Source organism: Bombella intestini (assembly GCF_002003665.1).
In the GTDB taxonomy this organism is placed as follows: domain Bacteria; phylum Pseudomonadota; class Alphaproteobacteria; order Acetobacterales; family Acetobacteraceae; genus Bombella; species Bombella intestini.
Genome location: NZ_JATM01000004.1, coordinates 199,532 through 215,684, shown reverse-complemented (window position 1 = coordinate 215,684; position 16,153 = coordinate 199,532). Strand labels below are relative to the sequence as shown.

The window sequence follows — 16,153 nt, the reverse complement described above, 5'->3', positions numbered from 1 at the left end:
GACATGGCTAAGAAGGCATCCCCCTCCTCCCGCAAACTTGGCCGGGGTCTGGCGGCTCTTCTGGGGGATCAGGCCCCCAATCTGGCCCGTGTCGGCGCCCCACAGGGGGAGGTTCATACTCCGTCCCAACCGGGGAGTTTGGGGGTGGACCTTCTGGCCCCCAGCCCTTTCCAGCCTCGCCGCGATATGAATGAGGATCGCCTTGCAGAACTGGCTGATTCCATCCGCTCCCGTGGGGTGATTCAGCCTATTCTTGTCCGGCCGGACCCGGAACAGAAGGGGCGGTATCAGATCATTGCTGGTGAACGCCGCTGGCGGGCTTCCCAGAAGGCGGGTCTGCATGAAGTGCCGGTTTATATCCGTCAGCTTGATGATACGGATGCTATGGCGGCCGCTATGGTTGAGAACCTCCAGCGGTCGGATCTGAACCCCGTTGAAGAGGCAATGGGCCTGCAAAGGCTACTACAGGAGTATAGCCTGACGCAGGAAGAACTTGCTGGGGCGATTGGCAAGTCTCGTTCGCATATCACCAATACCATGCGTCTGTTGAACTTGCCGGAGGCGGTTTTGGTCCAGTTGCGGGATGGTGGGCTGAGTGCTGGTCATGCCCGTGCTTTGCTGGGTCATCCTGACCCGGTAGCTGGTATGGCGGAGGTGCTAGCAAAGGGATTGAATGTCCGTCAGACAGAAGACCTTGTGGCCCGTCTGAACAAGGCTGCCAGTGAGGACAAGGTCGCTGCGGCCCCTGCCCCGGAGATCACCCGGTTGGAGGAAGACCTTTCTGCCCGTTTTGGCCTGAAAACGCAGATCCGGTTTAACGGAAAAAGTGGCTCATTGAAGATCAATTATTCATCTTTGGAGCAGTTTGAGGCTTTGATGGCCCGTCTGACCGGGTAAGGCTAATTTTTTTGATGAAATGTTTAAAATCCTCTTGTCAGGTTTGATAAGGGCTGATAGATAACCATCCATCGGTTACCGATTGTGGGCACATAGCTCAGTTGGTAGAGCAGCTGACTCTTAATCAGCGGGTCCTAGGTTCGAGCCCTAGTGTGCCCACCACAATCGGCCGATTTCCCTTGAAAAAATGTAAACAGCTTTCCAGATGCCAGCGGCAGGACACTCAACTTTGTGTTTTTTGCTGGAAAGATGATGATACCTTTTCTCCTTAAGACGTGTCTCTCCGCCGTGCTTGTGGCCTCTATCGCTACGGTGGCCCGTCGTTTGCCGGCTTTGGGAGCTCTTATTGCTTCATTGCCACTTGTTTCAGTGCTGGGGATGCTTTTCCTTTGGGTTGAAAAGCCTGATCGGGAACTGATGGCTACTCATAGTGAGGCGACCTTCTGGTACGTTTTGCCATCCTTGCCTATGTTTTTATTAATTCCGTTTCTATTGCGGCGTGGCTGGCCCTTTTGGGGTAGTCTGGCGGCTGGTTGTGTGCTGACTATTCTGCTTTATCTTGTCGTGGTCTGGTGTGCTCGTCGGTATGGAGTGGCATTGTAAGTCCTTAATCGGGGCATAATGGAGAATATATTTTCAATTGAAATAAATAGATAAACATTGACTTTCTGTTTATTTTCGAGAAGGGTTAAGTCTTCTTTTTTAGGAGACAAGAAATGCAGAGCGGCAACCCATTCGATTTTTACATAAAATGTATTAAAAATTACGTTACATTTAATGGTCGGGCAAATCGCCCTGAATATTGGTATTTTGCGCTATTTAATTTCCTTATTTCTATCGGCCTGTTATTCGTTAGCCGTATCATAGGTACTGATATCCTGAGAGGGCTATATGTCCTTTTCAGTTTTCTTCCTAGTATAGCTGCTGGGGTACGGCGGTTACATGATACAGACCGTTCCGGCTGGTGGCTTCTATTGCCTATCGTGAATATCATCTTTCTTTGTTTGCCGGGGACGCCGGGGGACAACAGGTTTGGCCCGCAGCCGGGTGATGATAGAGCCTGAGAGATAGGCCTTTAATAAGTGTTGCTGGATGGCTGGTAGCTTTACAGGTGCCAGCCATTTTTTATGGTCGTAAGTGTTTCGGGATGATGACGTGTTCCAGCATGTTAAACTTATAGGCCTTTTGTAATTTGTTAGGGCGAACTCGGGTGCTATCTGCTTCTGCCATATTGCTGTGAAGTGCTTTGTGTTGGCTGATGAAAGTCGGGGAGGAAGATACAAGGCACTTTATGCGGGCGGCCTTACCATAAGTCTGTTATGGACAGGCAGGACAGGATAGGATGGCAGCGTCAGGAAAGATGAGAGTGCTATGCGTGTAAGCGAGTTCAAGCCTCGGTCGGTCGCAGGGCGGCATCAGCCGGTGATAGCCTTGGTCGGGTGCGATGGAAGTGGGAAGTCCACCGTGGGGACGGCCCTGCTGGCGTTGTTGCAGGCCGAACGGCCAACAGCGTTCTGCCACTTGGGCAAGCAGGCAGGTAATTTGGAGCGGACGCTAGCCCCCTTCCCCCTAATCGGCCCGTATGTGACGGGCAAGGCTAAGAAAGAGAATAGCAAGATACAGTCCGGCAAAAAGGCTGGTGTGCTGGCAGCCGTGTCGGGGTTTGTATTGTCCATGCGGCGGGTGCTGCGTTACGGGCTTATGCGGTATAAGCATGAGCAGGGCATGACGATACTGACGGATCGCTACCCGCAGAATAGCGTTCCCGGTCCTATGGACGGCCCTACTTTGGCGAATTTGAATCGTGATGGTGTTTTGTTCCGGCTCTTTAGCGGGGTAGAACGGACGCTATATGCACGGATGGCTCGGTTCAGGCCGGATGTCGTCATACGGCTTAATGTCGATCTGGAGACAGCCTTACGGCGCAAGCCTGATCATGTGGCCTTCAAGTTGGCTCGCAAGATTGATGACCTTTCAAGGCTAGATTTTGCAGGGGCCCCCATCGTTGATATTGATGCGACCGAACCTCTGGCACATGTGCTGGCTCAGGCGGAGGAAACGGTCCGTAAGGTATTGGCGCTATATCCCCAAGCCGGTCAGGCTGGAAGCAGCCCTCATAGTGGTGGACAGGCTGGTCGTGCGGGCAGGTTAGTGTCGCTTGTTGGGTGTGATGGGTCCGGGAAATCCAGCATCAGCCAATATCTGGTCCAGCATTTTTCTGAAACACGACCGGCGGTTTATGGGTATCTTGGCCTGGGTTCTGGTGATCTCGGGCGGCGGATTGGCACCCTGCCCTTCATCGGTGCTGCACTGGAAAAGAAGCTGAATAAAAAGGCCAAGAAGGCCCGGACCAAAGGCGAGAAAATGCCGGGTTTGTTGACAGGAATTGTTCTGTTTGCTTTCTCTTTGGTGCGGCTGAAGCGTTTTTGGCGGGTTAAGCGAGCTGTAGAGAAGGGCTTTCTTGTCGTGACGGATCGTTATCCGCAGATGGAAGTTCCCGGCCAGTGTGATGGTCCCGGCCTTTCAGCGGCCTATAGTCATAATCCGCTGATCCGTTTTCTGGCGTGGTTGGAGTGTGGCATTTACCGCAAAATCGCGGCCTTTAAGCCCGATCTAGTCATTCGGTTGAATGTGGATGCAGAGACAGCACATAGTCGCAAACCGGATCATGATCTGGAGGCTCTGCGGGTCAAAGCGGAGCTTATGCCGCAGTTGACCTTTAATCATGCACCGTTGGTTGAGGTCGATGCTCGGCAGTCCTACGAGGCTGTGCAGCAGGAAGTACTATCTCTGCTGGAAAAATACGAGCTTGTCTGACGAGCGGGTTCTCTCTGTTGCACCGGGCTGGTTAATGTAGCCAGCCCGGTTTTTTATTGTTTAACGAGGGCAGCGTTTCAGGAAAGCCTGAAGCCGCTGGGGTATCTCCTCCGGTGATTGAAAGCGGTCTCGCCGGTAATCCTGCGTTCCCTCCAGCTTTTTCTCAATCAATCCATCATGGAAATCGCCCATCAGGCCGTTGATCGTAGCCAGATATTCGGAAAGCTGGTTTAGTTTTTGTGAGGGGCGGATCGTGCGCAATGTATCATTGAAGGCCACACGGCGGCTGATGATTTTACGCATGACATGGAATTCATGGCCCGTTGTGGAATCTAGCTTGCGGATCAGCTTTGCCAGTTTGGCATTTTCTTTCTTCTGATAAGCAATGATTCCGGCCGTATTGTCTTCTTTCCACAGGGCTATCGGTGCTGCGATGAGCCAGTAATAAGCTGGTGATAGAGCCACCCAGAGGATAAGACCGTTAGTCAGGGTTGCTCGTCTCTGATGGTTTTTAAAAGCATCCTGCATATTGCCCATGACGATGGTAATGAGATGCAGCAGGATCGGATAGCGGTGATGCCGGGTAAAGTTGGCACAGGCAAAGCGCATATGTTTGAACTTGGCCCGTGCATATTTAAAGGCTAGCTGTTCTTCTTCACTAGCCTTGCCAGAAAGGGCAATCTTCAGGATTAGGCGGCGGAAGGCCTTGCGGTCCACACCATGCTCCAGAAGCTGCCAGCAGAGATTATAGCCATCTTTGATCTCGGCCATCTCACAGGTTGGCAGCACGTCATCCGGCAGTGGCGTGTCAGGATGAGGAACATCATCAAGAAGGACATGCTCAAAGACGGTATCCAGCATCTTCTGTGGGAAAGCCGGTGTGCTGCGGCGGCTGGCAGAAGGGCGGAAGGGGAAGATGGGCATGGGTTTGGCTCGTCTCCTGATGAGGTTTAGCTGCCTGATGCAGTAGGCAGGTTGCTATTTTGGCGGGTTTCTCTTTCGTGCGGGAGGATAATTTTATTCCGGCGCAGATAGGTCATACCCATCATGACGAATGTAGTCATGGTAGCGAAGAATATGCCAAGAGCATAGGCAAGCCCTGCGCCGTTTAGGCCATAATGATGGCCCATATAGATGAGGAGCGGGACATACAGAATGACGGAAACAAGCTGTGCCAGCATGATATAATGGGAGCGTCCGGCTGTGTAGAGGACGCCCTCCATAGGCAGACCAGCGGTGAAGAAGACCAACGATGGCGACATCCACATCATCAGGGTGGCTGCATCACCAAAGCGGTGGCCGAACATGCTGATGACAGGTTTTCCGCCCACATAGACCACCAACATAGCCAGTAGCCCTAACGCACCGGAAAGAACACTTGTCCGCAGGGCTAGCTTCCAGGGGGCGGAGGTCCGTGGGTTCATGAGAACAACTTCTGGATAATAGCTTTTCTCCAGCAGCTTGGCAGGCCGCTGGACAGCATCCAGAAATTCCATGGATAGGGAATAGAGACCCGCAGCTGATGTGCTGACAATCTTACCCACGAGTAGTTTGCTGATCGGCTCCCAGACTGTTTCCAGAATAGTAGTGATGCTGGCTGTCCAGACGAAGCTCCACATGCCTTCGGGCATCTGCCGGGCTGCCTTCATGATGCTGGGGCGTAGCCCTTTGAGCAGATCATGGCGTTTTAGCTCAAGCAGGGCCGTGCCCCAGAGATAGAGTTGCCCGGCAAGGAGGGCCAGATACCAAGCGATGACAAACCCGGTCAGCTTGGTGCCGCTCAACAAGGCGAACAGGCAGCCAATGGCACGGACGGTCGGTGTGATGAGCTGCTGGCGTGAGACGAGGTCTATGCGGTCGAAAAGTCGGAGGATCCCATAGGCTGCCGTACTGCCCATACCGGGGATCAGTGTGCAGTAGAGCAGCACCAGCAGGGTGGGTTTATCATGGATGCCCAGCGTCTTGCCCAAGCAGAGAAAGGCCAGCATACCAAAAATCATGGAGACAAGCCCGGCACAGATATCCAAACCAATGGCCAGATTGATACTGGTTTGGACAGTCTGACGTTCGCCTTTTTGCCAAGGAACGGCAGCATAATGCAGGACGATCTGCCAGCTTTGGAATTGGCCGATAGCTGCTACGGTTTCGATATAGGAGGCAATTAGGGTTAGGACACCGAAGTCATGAGGGTGCAGTGCTCGCCCGGTCATGACCAAGGCAGCAAGGCCTACCACGGCTCCGATTAGTTTGGTTGAACCCAGCTTCCCCGCATTTTTTAGAACAACGCGGAACAGATCATCCTTGAACCACTCCTTCATTCTGCGGACTCTTGGAAGTCAGGAAGTTCGTTGATGGCAACCACTCTCCAATATCCAGCAATATGCTCGATGATGCTCAGGGAAAGATTTTGGATGCAGAGGCGTAATGCGGTGTCCACGGGAATGTCCAGACAGTGGGACAGTGCCATACGGATCGCTCCGCCGTGGCTGAGGACGATCATGTCCTGTCCAGTATTCTGCTGGGCGTAATTATCCAGTGCCTGACCGATGCGCTGGCGGACATCCATCATACTTTCTCCCCCCGGGGGGCGTTCATCCGCAGCGATAGACCAGAAAGGGGGGGCTGGCTTTTTGAGCAAGGCAGGGAACGTGTCATGAGGGGTGCCATTCCACTCCCCTATGGACTGCTCGATGAAAGCGGGGTCTATTTCCATAGGGGCAGAGAAATTTCCAGCTTTTTGGATAGTCAGTCCGGTTTTGCGGGCCCGCTGGAGGGGAGAGGAAAACCAGAGTGCTTGGCGGGGTAGACGGCGGGCAAGTGCTTTGTAAGCGGGCTGTTGGTTGCTGAGGTGCTGGGGACAAAGAGGCACGTCTAGCGTGCCATACATGGTCTGTCGTGCCGTCTTTTCTACAATAGCATGACGCACCAACCAGAAGCGTGTCACCCCGGTGGGGAGGCTTGGTCCATCCAGAAAATGTTCCTGAGGGTCTGGCATGGCGGGGTGCGTCACGGAAAAATCTCTCAAATAGGTCAAAAGGTCGTTATCACCCCGCCGGGGCAGGAATGATGGACCGATCAGAATTTCATGATAAGGGCGCATAGCGGGGAAAGGAACCGCTCTCAAGGAGAAGTTTTATAATTTGTGGTAACTGTCATCCTTTTGGGAGTGTCCATTCCGTTCTAAAGTCAGGCCGGATATCTGATGGTCATGAGGGAGACAGACAGAGATGAAAATTTCAGCAGGACCGGTCACGTCACCGTCTTTCTGGTACAAGCTGTTTCGGACTGTCTGGCCGAAGAGTGATAATGAGGTGTTCGTACTGGATGGGAAATGGGTGATCCTGTTTCATGTCATTGTTGTGGCCGTCCTTGTTATTTTTCATTCAATTCTGATGAATCTTACGGATTTCTGACGGGGGTAGTTTTCGCCTCATGCGGGCACAGGCCAGCAGGTAAAGGCCAACCCCGCCCAGACTAATCCAGAATGGCAGTGGGATGTTGCTATACCATGAAAGGACCAGCCCACCCCATGAGAGCAGGAGCGCACCCAGTACGGAGCAGGCTATCCCTCGGAGGGGAGAGAGTTCTAGCTTTAGGGCGGCAGAGGCCGGGCCGATCATCAGGCTGAAACAGAGCAACGCCCCGGCGATTTCTGCACAGGCAGCGGCAGCAAGGGCGGCGAGGAGAAGAAAGAGCTGCCCTAGTCGGGTTGATGAGAGGCCCTGTGCCTCTGCGAGGCTAGGGCAGAGGCTGATGAAAAGCAGAGGCCGCCAAAGAAGGGCCAACCCAGCGAGGCAGGCCACCACTAGCCCTGCAAGTAGGCCCAGTGTTGAGCTATCTAGCCCTAGAACATCACCAAAAAGCAGTGTCGTTGTTTGGGATGATGCTTCATTGGCTTCATGCAGGCACCAGATGCCAATGCCTAGACTGGCGGCTAGAATGAGCCCGGTTATCGTATCCCGCTGGGCGGGATGCCCCCTGCCCTGCTGCTCCCGTCCCATAAAGAAACCGCCCATCATGCTGGCCGCCACCATGCCCATGAGTGGAGGAAAGTGCAGCCACACAGCTGCCGCCGCCCCGCTGAAACCAATGTGAGGTAGAGCGTGGGCGGCAAAGGCCTGTCGCCGCAGCAGCATGAGCCATCCTAAACTACCAGCCAGTAGAGAGACCAGAAAACAGCCCAGAAAAGCATGTTGCATGAAAGGGAAGGTAAAGAGGCCGGGTTCAGACATACAGCGTGCCTTCCTTTAGGGTGATCTCTCGTATGGGCAGTGGGAGGTTTTGGGTCTTTAGAGGGCCATGAGCCGTGATGAACAGGTTTGTCCCGTTGCGCTGGTGAAGTCGAGCAAAGAGCTGAAGAAGGGCCTCATGGCTTTTAGGGTCCAGCGCAGCGAAAGGTTCATCAAGAATAAGCAGGTCTGGAGTATTGGCGAGAGCTTGCGCTAGTGCCACTCGCTGCCGTTCCCCGCCGGAAAGAACGCCTAGTGGCTTTCCTGCCAGGGGGAGAGCTCCGGTTTCTTCAAGAAGGGTCTTTGCTTTGTGGCGGGTTCTGTTGAGGAGAGGAATACCCCAATGCGTTCCCTTCAGGCAGGCCATAACATGACTGATAACGGGTAGCATGGGGGCTGTATCATCGGCTTTCTGGGGCATGTAACCACAATGCTGACGGGCTTTAACGGGAGGCCGTCCATTGATGAGAAGTTGCCCGTTTTGCAGAGGAAGCAGTCCCATGAGGGCCCGGAGGAAGCAGGTCTTCCCAGCCCCGTTATGGCCACGCAATATGGTCAGCCCTTCCAGAGGAAGGTCTAGCGTGGCGTGGTGTAGGATGGAGTGCCTGCCGACCTGAAGGTTGACGTCCCGGCAGGAAAGATGGGCCTCTTTCATGGCTGGGATTGGATGGGGGCAGTTTGGGAGGCTGTTTGTTTCAGGGCCTCTTCAAGTGACGTCAGAATGGTGTTCAGCCAGTCCTGCCAGTGCTGCTTAGCTGGGAGGCTCTCTCCAATGGCAATGAGAGGAATACCCGCCTGTCGGGCCATCTCCTCTACTCTGCTAGCCTGAGGCGCGCTGATGGCCGGGTTATAGACCATAAAGCGGATGGTTTTCCGTTGGATGGCGGTTTCCAGCTGGGCGGTATCATAGGGAGCGAGGCCAGATTCATTCATCAAGGCTCGGGCCCAGCTCTGGTCTGTCATTTCCAGCCCTGCGGCTAGAAGGAGACGTGCACCAGCGGGTTCAGTCATGGCGAAAGGTGCGCCGTGATGTGCCTGACTGATGGTCTGGAGACGTTCGGAGATCAGGTCGATCTGTTTTTCGAACAGAGCAAGGCGGTTGCTGATGTCCTGATGGTTTTGTGGTGCTCTCTCTATAAGCCATGCGGCGATCTGCTGGGCTGTTTTTCGCACGGTGGGGAGGTCGAAAAAAAGATGTGGGTCATCCCCTGCCAGCCAGCCCGTGTGATCCGCAGCTATGAAGAGCGTTACAGAAGGCGGTAGAAGTTTTGCTGCCCAGTCATCATAGTTCGCTCCATTGAGCAGCACGGCATCACTCATAGCGAGCTGCCGGGCCATGAGCGGGGACGGCTGAAGATGGTGGGGGTCTAACCCTTCGCTGGTGATGAGGGCGTTTGTCCGCAACGCCGGGCCACCGATCTGCTGGGCAACATCGCACCATACGGGTTCCACGCAGGTCAGCAGCGGAGAAGCCTGCTCCTGCCCTGCTTTGGTTTCGGCAAGGGCCGGGTGGGGCAGCAGACCTGCCATCAGCAGCAGAAGGAAGGACAGGTAGGCGAAGGGGCGCAACAGGGACATGAGAGACTTTCAAGCCGTAAGCAGAGGTAATGTTATATAATAACATTCCAATCGCCTGCAAAGGAACGCCCGTTCTATCCTGAGGGCAGTAACCTTTTATCGAACGCTATGGCCGTTAGTGGTGTGCTGGCGTGTGTTGGGTATTGCTCTTCAAAATAAGCATTACGGTGTTGGTGCTATGACTGAAGTATTGTCAGAACAACCTTAATGATCTTCGCAGGATCGATATCTCACCGGATTATTGGTACCCCGTTGCTTGGTCGGAAGACCTCAAAGCTGGGTGTGTTCACAAATCGCATCTTCCATGAGGATAAGGACATCGTGGAGATGGGACAGAAGGCATGGAATAGGCAGGGTGGGGACCAAAATATTGAGGTTTTCCTCATCGTCAAAAAACTACGTCATTTGCTGCGTTCTGGTGGTGTCCCCCATAAAGAAGTGTCTTGGGAGAAGGCCGCTCAGCACGCCTGATAGGGATGGAGAGGCACGTTTTTATTGGCGGCCTCTCCTCGCCTTACTTATAACCAAAGAGATGGCGGAGATCGTCACTGAGATGCTGGAAGGCATCCTCATTGCTGCGCCGCCGTCTGTTGCCTTTTTCGGAGATAACCGTGACCGTTGCGGTCATGCCAGCAGCAAGGTTGAGGTCTGGCGGAATGGTATCCAGACTGATGCGGACAGGGATACGCTGGGCCAGCCGCACCCATGTATAGACGGGGTCCACCATGGGGAGGCCAAGGGTGTTTGTTAGGGCGTTCTTGCTGGCGATACCACGGGTAATGCTGCTTACATGCCCATAAAGCGGCGTGTGATAACCCATTAGGTCCATGCGGACTGGGTCGCCTATACTAAGGTCGTGGACTTTCACTTCCTCAAAATACCCGTCTACCCAGAACGAATTTGTGTCGATGACATGAATGTTCACCTGCCCCGCAGAAGCGAAGTCACCCGGTCTCATAGTCAGGTTAGTGATGATGCCATCTATGGAGCTGCGAACAGTTGTGCGATCCAGATTGATTTGAGCCTGTTTGCGTTGGGCGAGTGCCGTATTGTAAATGGCCCTAGCTTGCTGGGCTAATGCCTCATATTGCGTCTTTTCTTCCTGCGAGACAGCCGTGCCGGGAATGGCATGGCGCCACCGGGCCTGATTCAGGCGGAAGTCGAGGTCTGCCTTGGCCTTGTTTACATCCGCATCGGCCTTTTCAAGGGCGACCTGATAGTCGAATGGGTCGATGACATAAAGCACATCCCCGGCATGGACCTGCTGGTTGTCATGCACTGGCACGGTGAGGATTTGCCCGGAAACACGAGGGGCAATATTAGCCACCTGAACACGAACCTGCCCGTTACGGGTCCAAGGAGCGGCGGTGTAATAATCCCAGAGGACAACAGCTACGAACCCGGCCACGCAAAGGATGGAGGCCGTGACAGAAAAACGGATGAGGCGATAGGCACGGGTAAACACTGGCAGCCTTATAGCAGGATGGTGAACAGGCCGAGCAGGCAGATCATAATGGCGAATTGTGCCAAGGGCGGATTGGCAAAGAAACGCCAGAGCCGCAACCACTGGAGGATGAGGCGGAGCAGGAATGTCCCCAGCAGGGCAAGGGCCAGATCGATGATGAAGGAAGAGACAAACAGTCCGTCCAGATTGATGACCAGATGGCGCATTACCATCTCCTGCGTCCTATTCCGTAGTGGCGAAGAGCAGATTTATTCTCTTGGAGGAGAAAGCGAACTTCTTCCAGCCCTGCTGCACAGAGAACAGCCACAACATAGGCCGGTTTGGAGGAGGAAGACACCTGAGAGAGCATCTTTTCTGCCATGAGGGAGAGATGCTCCGCCAGTGAAAAGAGTTCCATATGGCTCATGTCTTTTTGTGTGGTTTCAGCTAGCTGGGCCAGTTCTGGGTACTGGCGGGCTGTTTTGAGGTCTAGCTCCAGTCGGGCCAGAGCCGTTGTGAGGTCGGCTAGGCTGATGAATCGTTCGCAGATACGCCATGCCGCTTTGCCTTTGCTGGCCTCGCTGATGGTGCGGCTTAGCGTGTAGAGCTGGTGGAGTCTGTCATATTTACGGCTGAGCAAGGCCGGTGTGAAAGCGGGAGAACGAGAAGAAAACTGGCGTTCCAACTCGTTGGCGATGGAGAGAGTGATGCGGAAACGTGTCTGCCGTGGCTGTGGTGGGATGAATTTGATGAGAAAGAAGGCAGTGATCCCCGCCGCACAGAGATAGAATGTATTGCGGTCCACAAAACTGAGGAAGTTATAGTCGTGGTGGTTGTTCAGCCCCAGAAAGACGAAGAAAAAAGGTGCGTAATGTGAACCCATGGCGGCTGTGGCCGGATTCATGATGAGCAGGCAGCTGATGGTGACCTGAAGGAGCATGATGATGGCCATGCTGGGCACCGTGCTGGTGTGTGGCAGGATGAGGAAGGATGTGATCCCGGCTGTAATGATGCCGAGTGGCGTACCGACCAAAATACCCCGGCCAAAGGTGGCACTATTAGGCTGGGTAACACCCAGACACAGCAGCATGGCGCATTGAGAAAGGGCCGTGGAGGCATTGGGTTGCCCACTGCCGATGAAGAGGGCCGCCGCTACACTGAAGCAGAATAGCACTCTGATAGCGTTGATGAACGCTGCCACTCTGTCCGGATGGAAGGCAAACTGGCTCATGGCCTTTACCTTACCCAGAGGAGCCGCCTTCAGAAGTGTGTTGAGTCCTTTGCGGCTGCTATGGCGGCTGGCGATCAGGCTGGCAGTGCGCTCCAGACGCCACGCATCGGCTCGGGTTAGGCGGGGGGTATCCGCTGGCAGGCGGTCAAGCAGGTCGGTCATAATGGTCGTCCGGTCCGTGCCGGATGGGGCGTGTATGTCCGAGCGTGTCAGTGCCATGACAGCGGGGTTTATAGTGGCATGGCGCATGAGGAAGAGCAGGCTGCGGCAGCAGGATAGGGCCGTGACCATACCGATCAGACAGACCTGTGCCCCTTTTGCTCGGAGTCTGCCTTTGGTGAGTTCCGTGCGGGTGTCATGCACCTGATGAGCCAGAGAGAAAACGGTACTAGAGAGGGCGATGGTCTCTAGTGAGGTCAGGGTAGGTGTTGTGTCGTCTAGGGCGAGGTGGGTTTCATGGCGCGCTTCCGCAGCCACTTTCTGAAGGCCACGCACAAGCCGGGGCCAGACATGCGGCGTGCCAGAAAGCAGAGCGACCGTAGCGATGGAGGCTACCCCGATCATCACGGTGGACACACGAGCGATCGTGACATGAAAAGCATTTTGTGGGGCATCAATATGGGCAATGGCGATCAGGGCCACGACATAGCCGGACAGTAACGCCCCATAGGCCCGGAACCCCCGGCGTAATGTGCCGACATAGGCGCATATGGCCATCCAGATGGCGCATCCGCCGAGCAGAATCTGACGTTCCTGCCCAAACATGGAGATGAGGCAGAGTGCGACTACGCCCCCAATTAGGGTTCCTACGACACGGTAAAAGGCTTTGCTGAGGGCCTGCCCCCGCAGAGGCTGAGCCAGCAGCATAACTGTTACAGCGGCACTGGCAGGGGATTCAATTTGTGTCCAGAAGGCGACAAGAAGGGAGAGTAAGAGGGCCGCCCAAGTGCGGAGGGTAAACCCCCACCAGCCGGGAGGAAAAACCACTCTGGCACCATGACGCAGGCGGGTCGTAAGTGTGGGGTGAGCCTGCATCAGGAAAGAAACATGGCTGAAGATGATGTGGCAGTACCGGCGATAGAACCAGACGGGCTATCCGACCAATGCTTCACATGAAACAAATTGTAAGAGGAAATATGGTGGAGCCAATCGGGATCGAACCGACGACCTCTTGAATGCCATTCAAGCGCTCTCCCAACTGAGCTATGGCCCCACTTTTTACGGTGCATCCGTAATGCATCGCGTGGGGAGTGTATAGCGTCACACAGGAGAGAAAGGCAAGGGGGTAAAGGCACTTTTTTCCACAAAATATTATCCCCTGTATTCAGGGAGTCTGTCGGTTTGTTTTCATGCTGTCAGGGCACCTTGTTGCCGTAAGGCCGCCAGTAGGGGAAGAAGCGGCAACCCTGCAATGGCATCACTGCTGCCAGAGACAGATTCAAAAAGCTGAATGCCCAGACCCTCGATCCGGTAGCACCCAACGCAGGCCAGAAGAGCAGTGCCCTCCTGCTGGAGATATTGGGTTAGAAAATCATCTGAGAAGGACCGCATGGTCAGTGTTGGGCTGCTATTGTGGGACCAGAGAGCCTGCCCGTCTCGCCAAAGTGTTACGGCAGTGTGGAGGGTGTGTGTTCGGCCCCGCAATGCTAGAAGATGGGTACGGGCTTCTGTTAGGTCAGCCGGTTTGGCAAAGGCCTGTCCGTCTAGTCCCAGAATTTGGTCTGCGGCGATGATGAGCCGCCCGATGTGCTGGGGGGACGCCGCTTCTGCCTTGGCGTGGGCTAGTGCAAGGGCTGTCTCTTGTAAGGATAGGCCCTTCTGCTCCGCCTGCTGGCGCAGGGCATCTTCATCCACATCCACGGGGCTTACAGTCACGGTGACACCAGCCGCATTAAGAAGCTGGCGGCGTATGGTAGAACCGCTGGCAAGAACGGGCATGAAGGGTACTCCTTACGGTCTGTTGAGCAGCCGCTATCATATCAGTTCCTCTTGCGACAGCGTCTACATTACATAGTTGAACATAGTTGACGCCCGCCGCTCCTGCGGGGCAAGGATAATCCTACGGATGCCATACAATGGATATGGCCGTGGCGGGGGCACGTCACCCCCTCCCCTTTCCCGGGATATTGAACAAGGTACAGGCATGAAACAACAGGACAGAGCCGCCCCTATGGGGGGGGAGACACAGAACAAGCCGCTTCTGCGGGCTTTGAAGGGTGAGGCTGTCTGGCCGCCGCCTGTTTGGCTTATGCGGCAAGCGGGGCGTTATCTGCCAGAGTTCCGGGCTATGCGGGAGCAGGCGGATTTCATCACACGCTGTATGACCCCCGATATCGCTGTGGAACTGACCTTACAGCCCATCCGCCGCTATGGCATGGATGGGGCGATTTTGTTCTCGGATATTCTCATTCTGCCATGGGCTATGGGCCAGGACCTGCGCTTTGAGGAAGGGCGCGGCCCTGTGATGACCCCCATTCGCAGCGAGGCAGACCTTGCCCGGTTGAATGAAGGGCGGATGATGGAAGCTGTGGCCCCCGTGCGGGAGGCCCTGCGCCGGTTGCGGGTGGAACTGCCAGCAGAAACAACCTTGCTAGGCTTCGCTGGTAGCCCCTTTACTGTGGCGTGCTACATGGTCGAGGGGGGTAGCTCTCGTGATTTCGCCCATATCCGGGCGATGATGCAAAATGACCCAGCCCTGTTTGATAAGTTGATGGATATTCTGATCCGCAACACGGCTGAAATGCTGTGTGGGCAGATTGAGGCTGGGGCAGAGGCCGTCATGCTGTTTGATTCATGGGGTGGCATCCTCCCGCCGGAGGCCTTCCGCCGTTATGTTATTGAGCCGACCCGGCAGATCGTTGCCCATATTCGTGCCCGCCACCCAGATGTGCCGTTGATCGGTTTCCCCCGTCTGGGCGGCGTCATGGTAGCGGAATATGCTGAGAAGACTGGCATCAACGCCCTAGCCCTCGATACGGTAGCGGATATGGCTAAGGTGGCTGAAATGGTGCCCGAGACGGTGACCCTTCAGGGTAATCTTGATCCGATGATCCTGCTGAATGGCGGTGAGGCCTTGAAGACAGAAGCTCGCCGCATTCGGGATAGCCTTAAAGGGCGGCCACATGTGTTCAATCTGGGGCATGGGGTCATTAAAACCACGCCTCCGGAACATGTGGCCACGCTGGTTGAGACGATCAGGGACGTATAATCATGAAAGATGCACTGCGACCGGGACTGAAGCTGGTCATCTTCGACTGTGATGGTGTGCTGATCGACAGCGAAGGGCCATCCTGCCGAGCAACGGCGGGTTTTGCCCGGTCGCTGGGCTTGAACATTTCTGATGAGGAGGGGATGGCCCGTTTTTCGGGTAAAGCCCTACCGAATGTGGTGAAGGAGCTGGAGGTCGAGCTGGGCCATCCCCTGCCCCCCGGTACGAATACGAAAATGCGGGACAATCTCGTCAGGCTTATGCAGGAAGGTGTCGAGCCGGTGGAAGGGGCCATTCCTCTGCTGGAGGCTCTGGCGGCACGGCATGTTCCTGTTCGTGTTGGGTCTAATTCATCCATGGCAGAGATGGATGCAAAATTTGGTTTCACCGGGATGAACCGTCTTCTGCCAGAAGAGCGCATCCATTCCGCAGCGGATATGGGGACACCCAAGCCAGACCCGGCCGTCTATCTGCATGGTGCCGAGGTGGAAGGTGTCAGGCCAGAGGAAACTGTGGTGGTTGAGGATAGTGATACTGGGGCCGATGCAGCCCGGCGGGCAGGCATGTCCTGTATTTTGCTACGGCCAGCCTCTCATCCTCTGCCTGCTTTTTGGCCGGTAGAAGGATTTGTGCGGGTAGAGCATCTGGATGAGGTTATGCCTTTGCTGGAGGCTGCTTTGGCCCCGGCTTTCAAGTAGGGGTAGTCGTAAGATGGCTATAGAAGGCGTTGATGCTCGGAGCTGACGGCT

General features: G+C 55.0%; 18 protein-coding genes and 2 tRNA genes. 9 read left to right on the top strand and 11 right to left on the bottom strand.

The window, feature by feature from the left end:
• Window positions 1–3 precede the first annotated feature (3 nt).
• The 5 genes from AL01_RS07480 (at window position 4) to AL01_RS09430 (ending at window position 3,714) form a co-directional block, all read left to right on the top strand.
• On the top strand, window positions 4–897 hold the full coding sequence (locus tag AL01_RS07480; protein WP_077396851.1) for a ParB/RepB/Spo0J family partition protein: 894 nt from the start codon (window positions 4–6) through the stop codon (window positions 895–897).
• Between the two features lie 86 nt (window positions 898–983).
• A tRNA-Lys gene (locus AL01_RS07475) sits at window positions 984–1,059 on the top strand.
• 90 nt (window positions 1,060–1,149) lie between these two features.
• The gene (locus AL01_RS07470; protein WP_077396989.1) at window positions 1,150–1,500 is read left to right on the top strand and encodes a DUF3147 family protein; all 351 of its coding nucleotides are present in this window, start codon (window positions 1,150–1,152) and stop codon (window positions 1,498–1,500) included.
• Between the two features lie 113 nt (window positions 1,501–1,613).
• The gene (locus AL01_RS07465; RefSeq protein ID WP_077396849.1) at window positions 1,614–1,961 is read left to right on the top strand and encodes a DUF805 domain-containing protein; all 348 of its coding nucleotides are present in this window, start codon (window positions 1,614–1,616) and stop codon (window positions 1,959–1,961) included.
• A 307-nt stretch (window positions 1,962–2,268) separates the two neighbouring features.
• Window positions 2,269–3,714: a nucleoside/nucleotide kinase family protein gene (locus tag AL01_RS09430; protein WP_206599223.1), complete on the top strand. Its 1,446-nt coding sequence runs from the start codon at window positions 2,269–2,271 to the stop codon at window positions 3,712–3,714.
• A gap of 60 nt (window positions 3,715–3,774) precedes the next feature.
• On the opposite strand, the gene AL01_RS07455 is transcribed toward AL01_RS09430, so the two are convergent.
• From AL01_RS07455 to AL01_RS07445, 3 genes are read right to left on the bottom strand one after another with little or no spacing between them, the layout of a single operon-like run.
• Window positions 3,775–4,638, bottom strand: a complete 864-nt coding sequence (locus tag AL01_RS07455; RefSeq protein WP_077396847.1) for a hypothetical protein — start codon at window positions 4,636–4,638, stop codon at window positions 3,775–3,777.
• A gap of 26 nt (window positions 4,639–4,664) precedes the next feature.
• A complete protein-coding gene (locus AL01_RS07450; protein ID WP_077396845.1) occupies window positions 4,665–6,032 on the bottom strand; it encodes a lipopolysaccharide biosynthesis protein in 1,368 nt (455 codons plus the stop codon).
• Window positions 6,029–6,814, bottom strand: coding sequence for a histidine phosphatase family protein (locus AL01_RS07445; protein WP_338024790.1), 786 nt, complete (start codon window positions 6,812–6,814; stop codon window positions 6,029–6,031). Before AL01_RS07445 ends, AL01_RS07450 begins: the two co-directional genes overlap by 4 nt.
• Before the next feature lie 127 nt (window positions 6,815–6,941).
• On the opposite strand from AL01_RS07445, the gene AL01_RS07440 reads away from it, so the two are divergent.
• Window positions 6,942–7,127 (top strand): hypothetical protein, encoded by a 186-nt coding sequence (locus AL01_RS07440; protein WP_077396843.1) that lies wholly within the window; start codon window positions 6,942–6,944, stop codon window positions 7,125–7,127.
• Here AL01_RS07440 and AL01_RS07435 read toward each other — a convergent pair.
• From AL01_RS07435 to AL01_RS07425, 3 genes are read right to left on the bottom strand one after another with little or no spacing between them, the layout of a single operon-like run.
• Complete coding sequence (locus AL01_RS07435; RefSeq protein WP_077396842.1) at window positions 7,098–7,946, bottom strand: metal ABC transporter permease; 849 nt, start codon at window positions 7,944–7,946, stop codon at window positions 7,098–7,100. The genes AL01_RS07440 and AL01_RS07435 overlap by 30 nt on opposite strands.
• The gene (locus AL01_RS07430; protein ID WP_077396840.1) at window positions 7,939–8,598 is read right to left on the bottom strand and encodes a metal ABC transporter ATP-binding protein; all 660 of its coding nucleotides are present in this window, start codon (window positions 8,596–8,598) and stop codon (window positions 7,939–7,941) included. Before AL01_RS07430 ends, AL01_RS07435 begins: the two co-directional genes overlap by 8 nt.
• Complete coding sequence (locus AL01_RS07425) at window positions 8,595–9,521, bottom strand: metal ABC transporter solute-binding protein, Zn/Mn family (protein ID WP_077396838.1); 927 nt, start codon at window positions 9,519–9,521, stop codon at window positions 8,595–8,597. Before AL01_RS07425 ends, AL01_RS07430 begins: the two co-directional genes overlap by 4 nt.
• Window positions 9,522–9,803: 282 nt before the next feature.
• On the opposite strand from AL01_RS07425, the gene AL01_RS07420 reads away from it, so the two are divergent.
• Window positions 9,804–9,992 (top strand): hypothetical protein, encoded by a 189-nt coding sequence (locus tag AL01_RS07420; protein ID WP_193791542.1) that lies wholly within the window; start codon window positions 9,804–9,806, stop codon window positions 9,990–9,992.
• 43 nt (window positions 9,993–10,035) lie between these two features.
• On the opposite strand, the gene AL01_RS07415 is transcribed toward AL01_RS07420, so the two are convergent.
• The 5 genes from AL01_RS07415 to AL01_RS07395 form a co-directional block, all read right to left on the bottom strand.
• Window positions 10,036–10,986, bottom strand: a complete 951-nt coding sequence (locus AL01_RS07415) for an efflux RND transporter periplasmic adaptor subunit (protein ID WP_077396836.1) — start codon at window positions 10,984–10,986, stop codon at window positions 10,036–10,038.
• A gap of 8 nt (window positions 10,987–10,994) precedes the next feature.
• Entirely contained in the window at window positions 10,995–11,192 is a 198-nt protein-coding gene (locus AL01_RS07410; RefSeq protein ID WP_164468761.1) for a DUF1656 domain-containing protein, read from the bottom strand.
• Complete coding sequence (locus AL01_RS07405) at window positions 11,192–13,231, bottom strand: FUSC family protein (RefSeq protein WP_077396833.1); 2,040 nt, start codon at window positions 13,229–13,231, stop codon at window positions 11,192–11,194. The genes AL01_RS07410 and AL01_RS07405 overlap by 1 nt, the downstream gene beginning before the upstream one ends.
• Window positions 13,232–13,333: 102 nt before the next feature.
• Window positions 13,334–13,409, bottom strand: a tRNA-Ala gene (locus AL01_RS07400).
• 134 nt (window positions 13,410–13,543) lie between these two features.
• On the bottom strand, window positions 13,544–14,134 hold the full coding sequence (locus tag AL01_RS07395; protein WP_077396831.1) for a Maf family protein: 591 nt from the start codon (window positions 14,132–14,134) through the stop codon (window positions 13,544–13,546).
• A 232-nt stretch (window positions 14,135–14,366) separates the two neighbouring features.
• Between AL01_RS07395 and hemE the strand changes: the two genes are divergently transcribed.
• Window positions 14,367–15,404: a uroporphyrinogen decarboxylase gene (gene hemE / locus AL01_RS07390; RefSeq protein WP_077396986.1), complete on the top strand. Its 1,038-nt coding sequence runs from the start codon at window positions 14,367–14,369 to the stop codon at window positions 15,402–15,404.
• 2 nt (window positions 15,405–15,406) lie between these two features.
• Window positions 15,407–16,102, top strand: a complete 696-nt coding sequence (locus tag AL01_RS07385; RefSeq protein ID WP_077396829.1) for an HAD family hydrolase — start codon at window positions 15,407–15,409, stop codon at window positions 16,100–16,102.
• The last annotated feature ends 51 nt before the right edge of the window (window positions 16,103–16,153 follow it).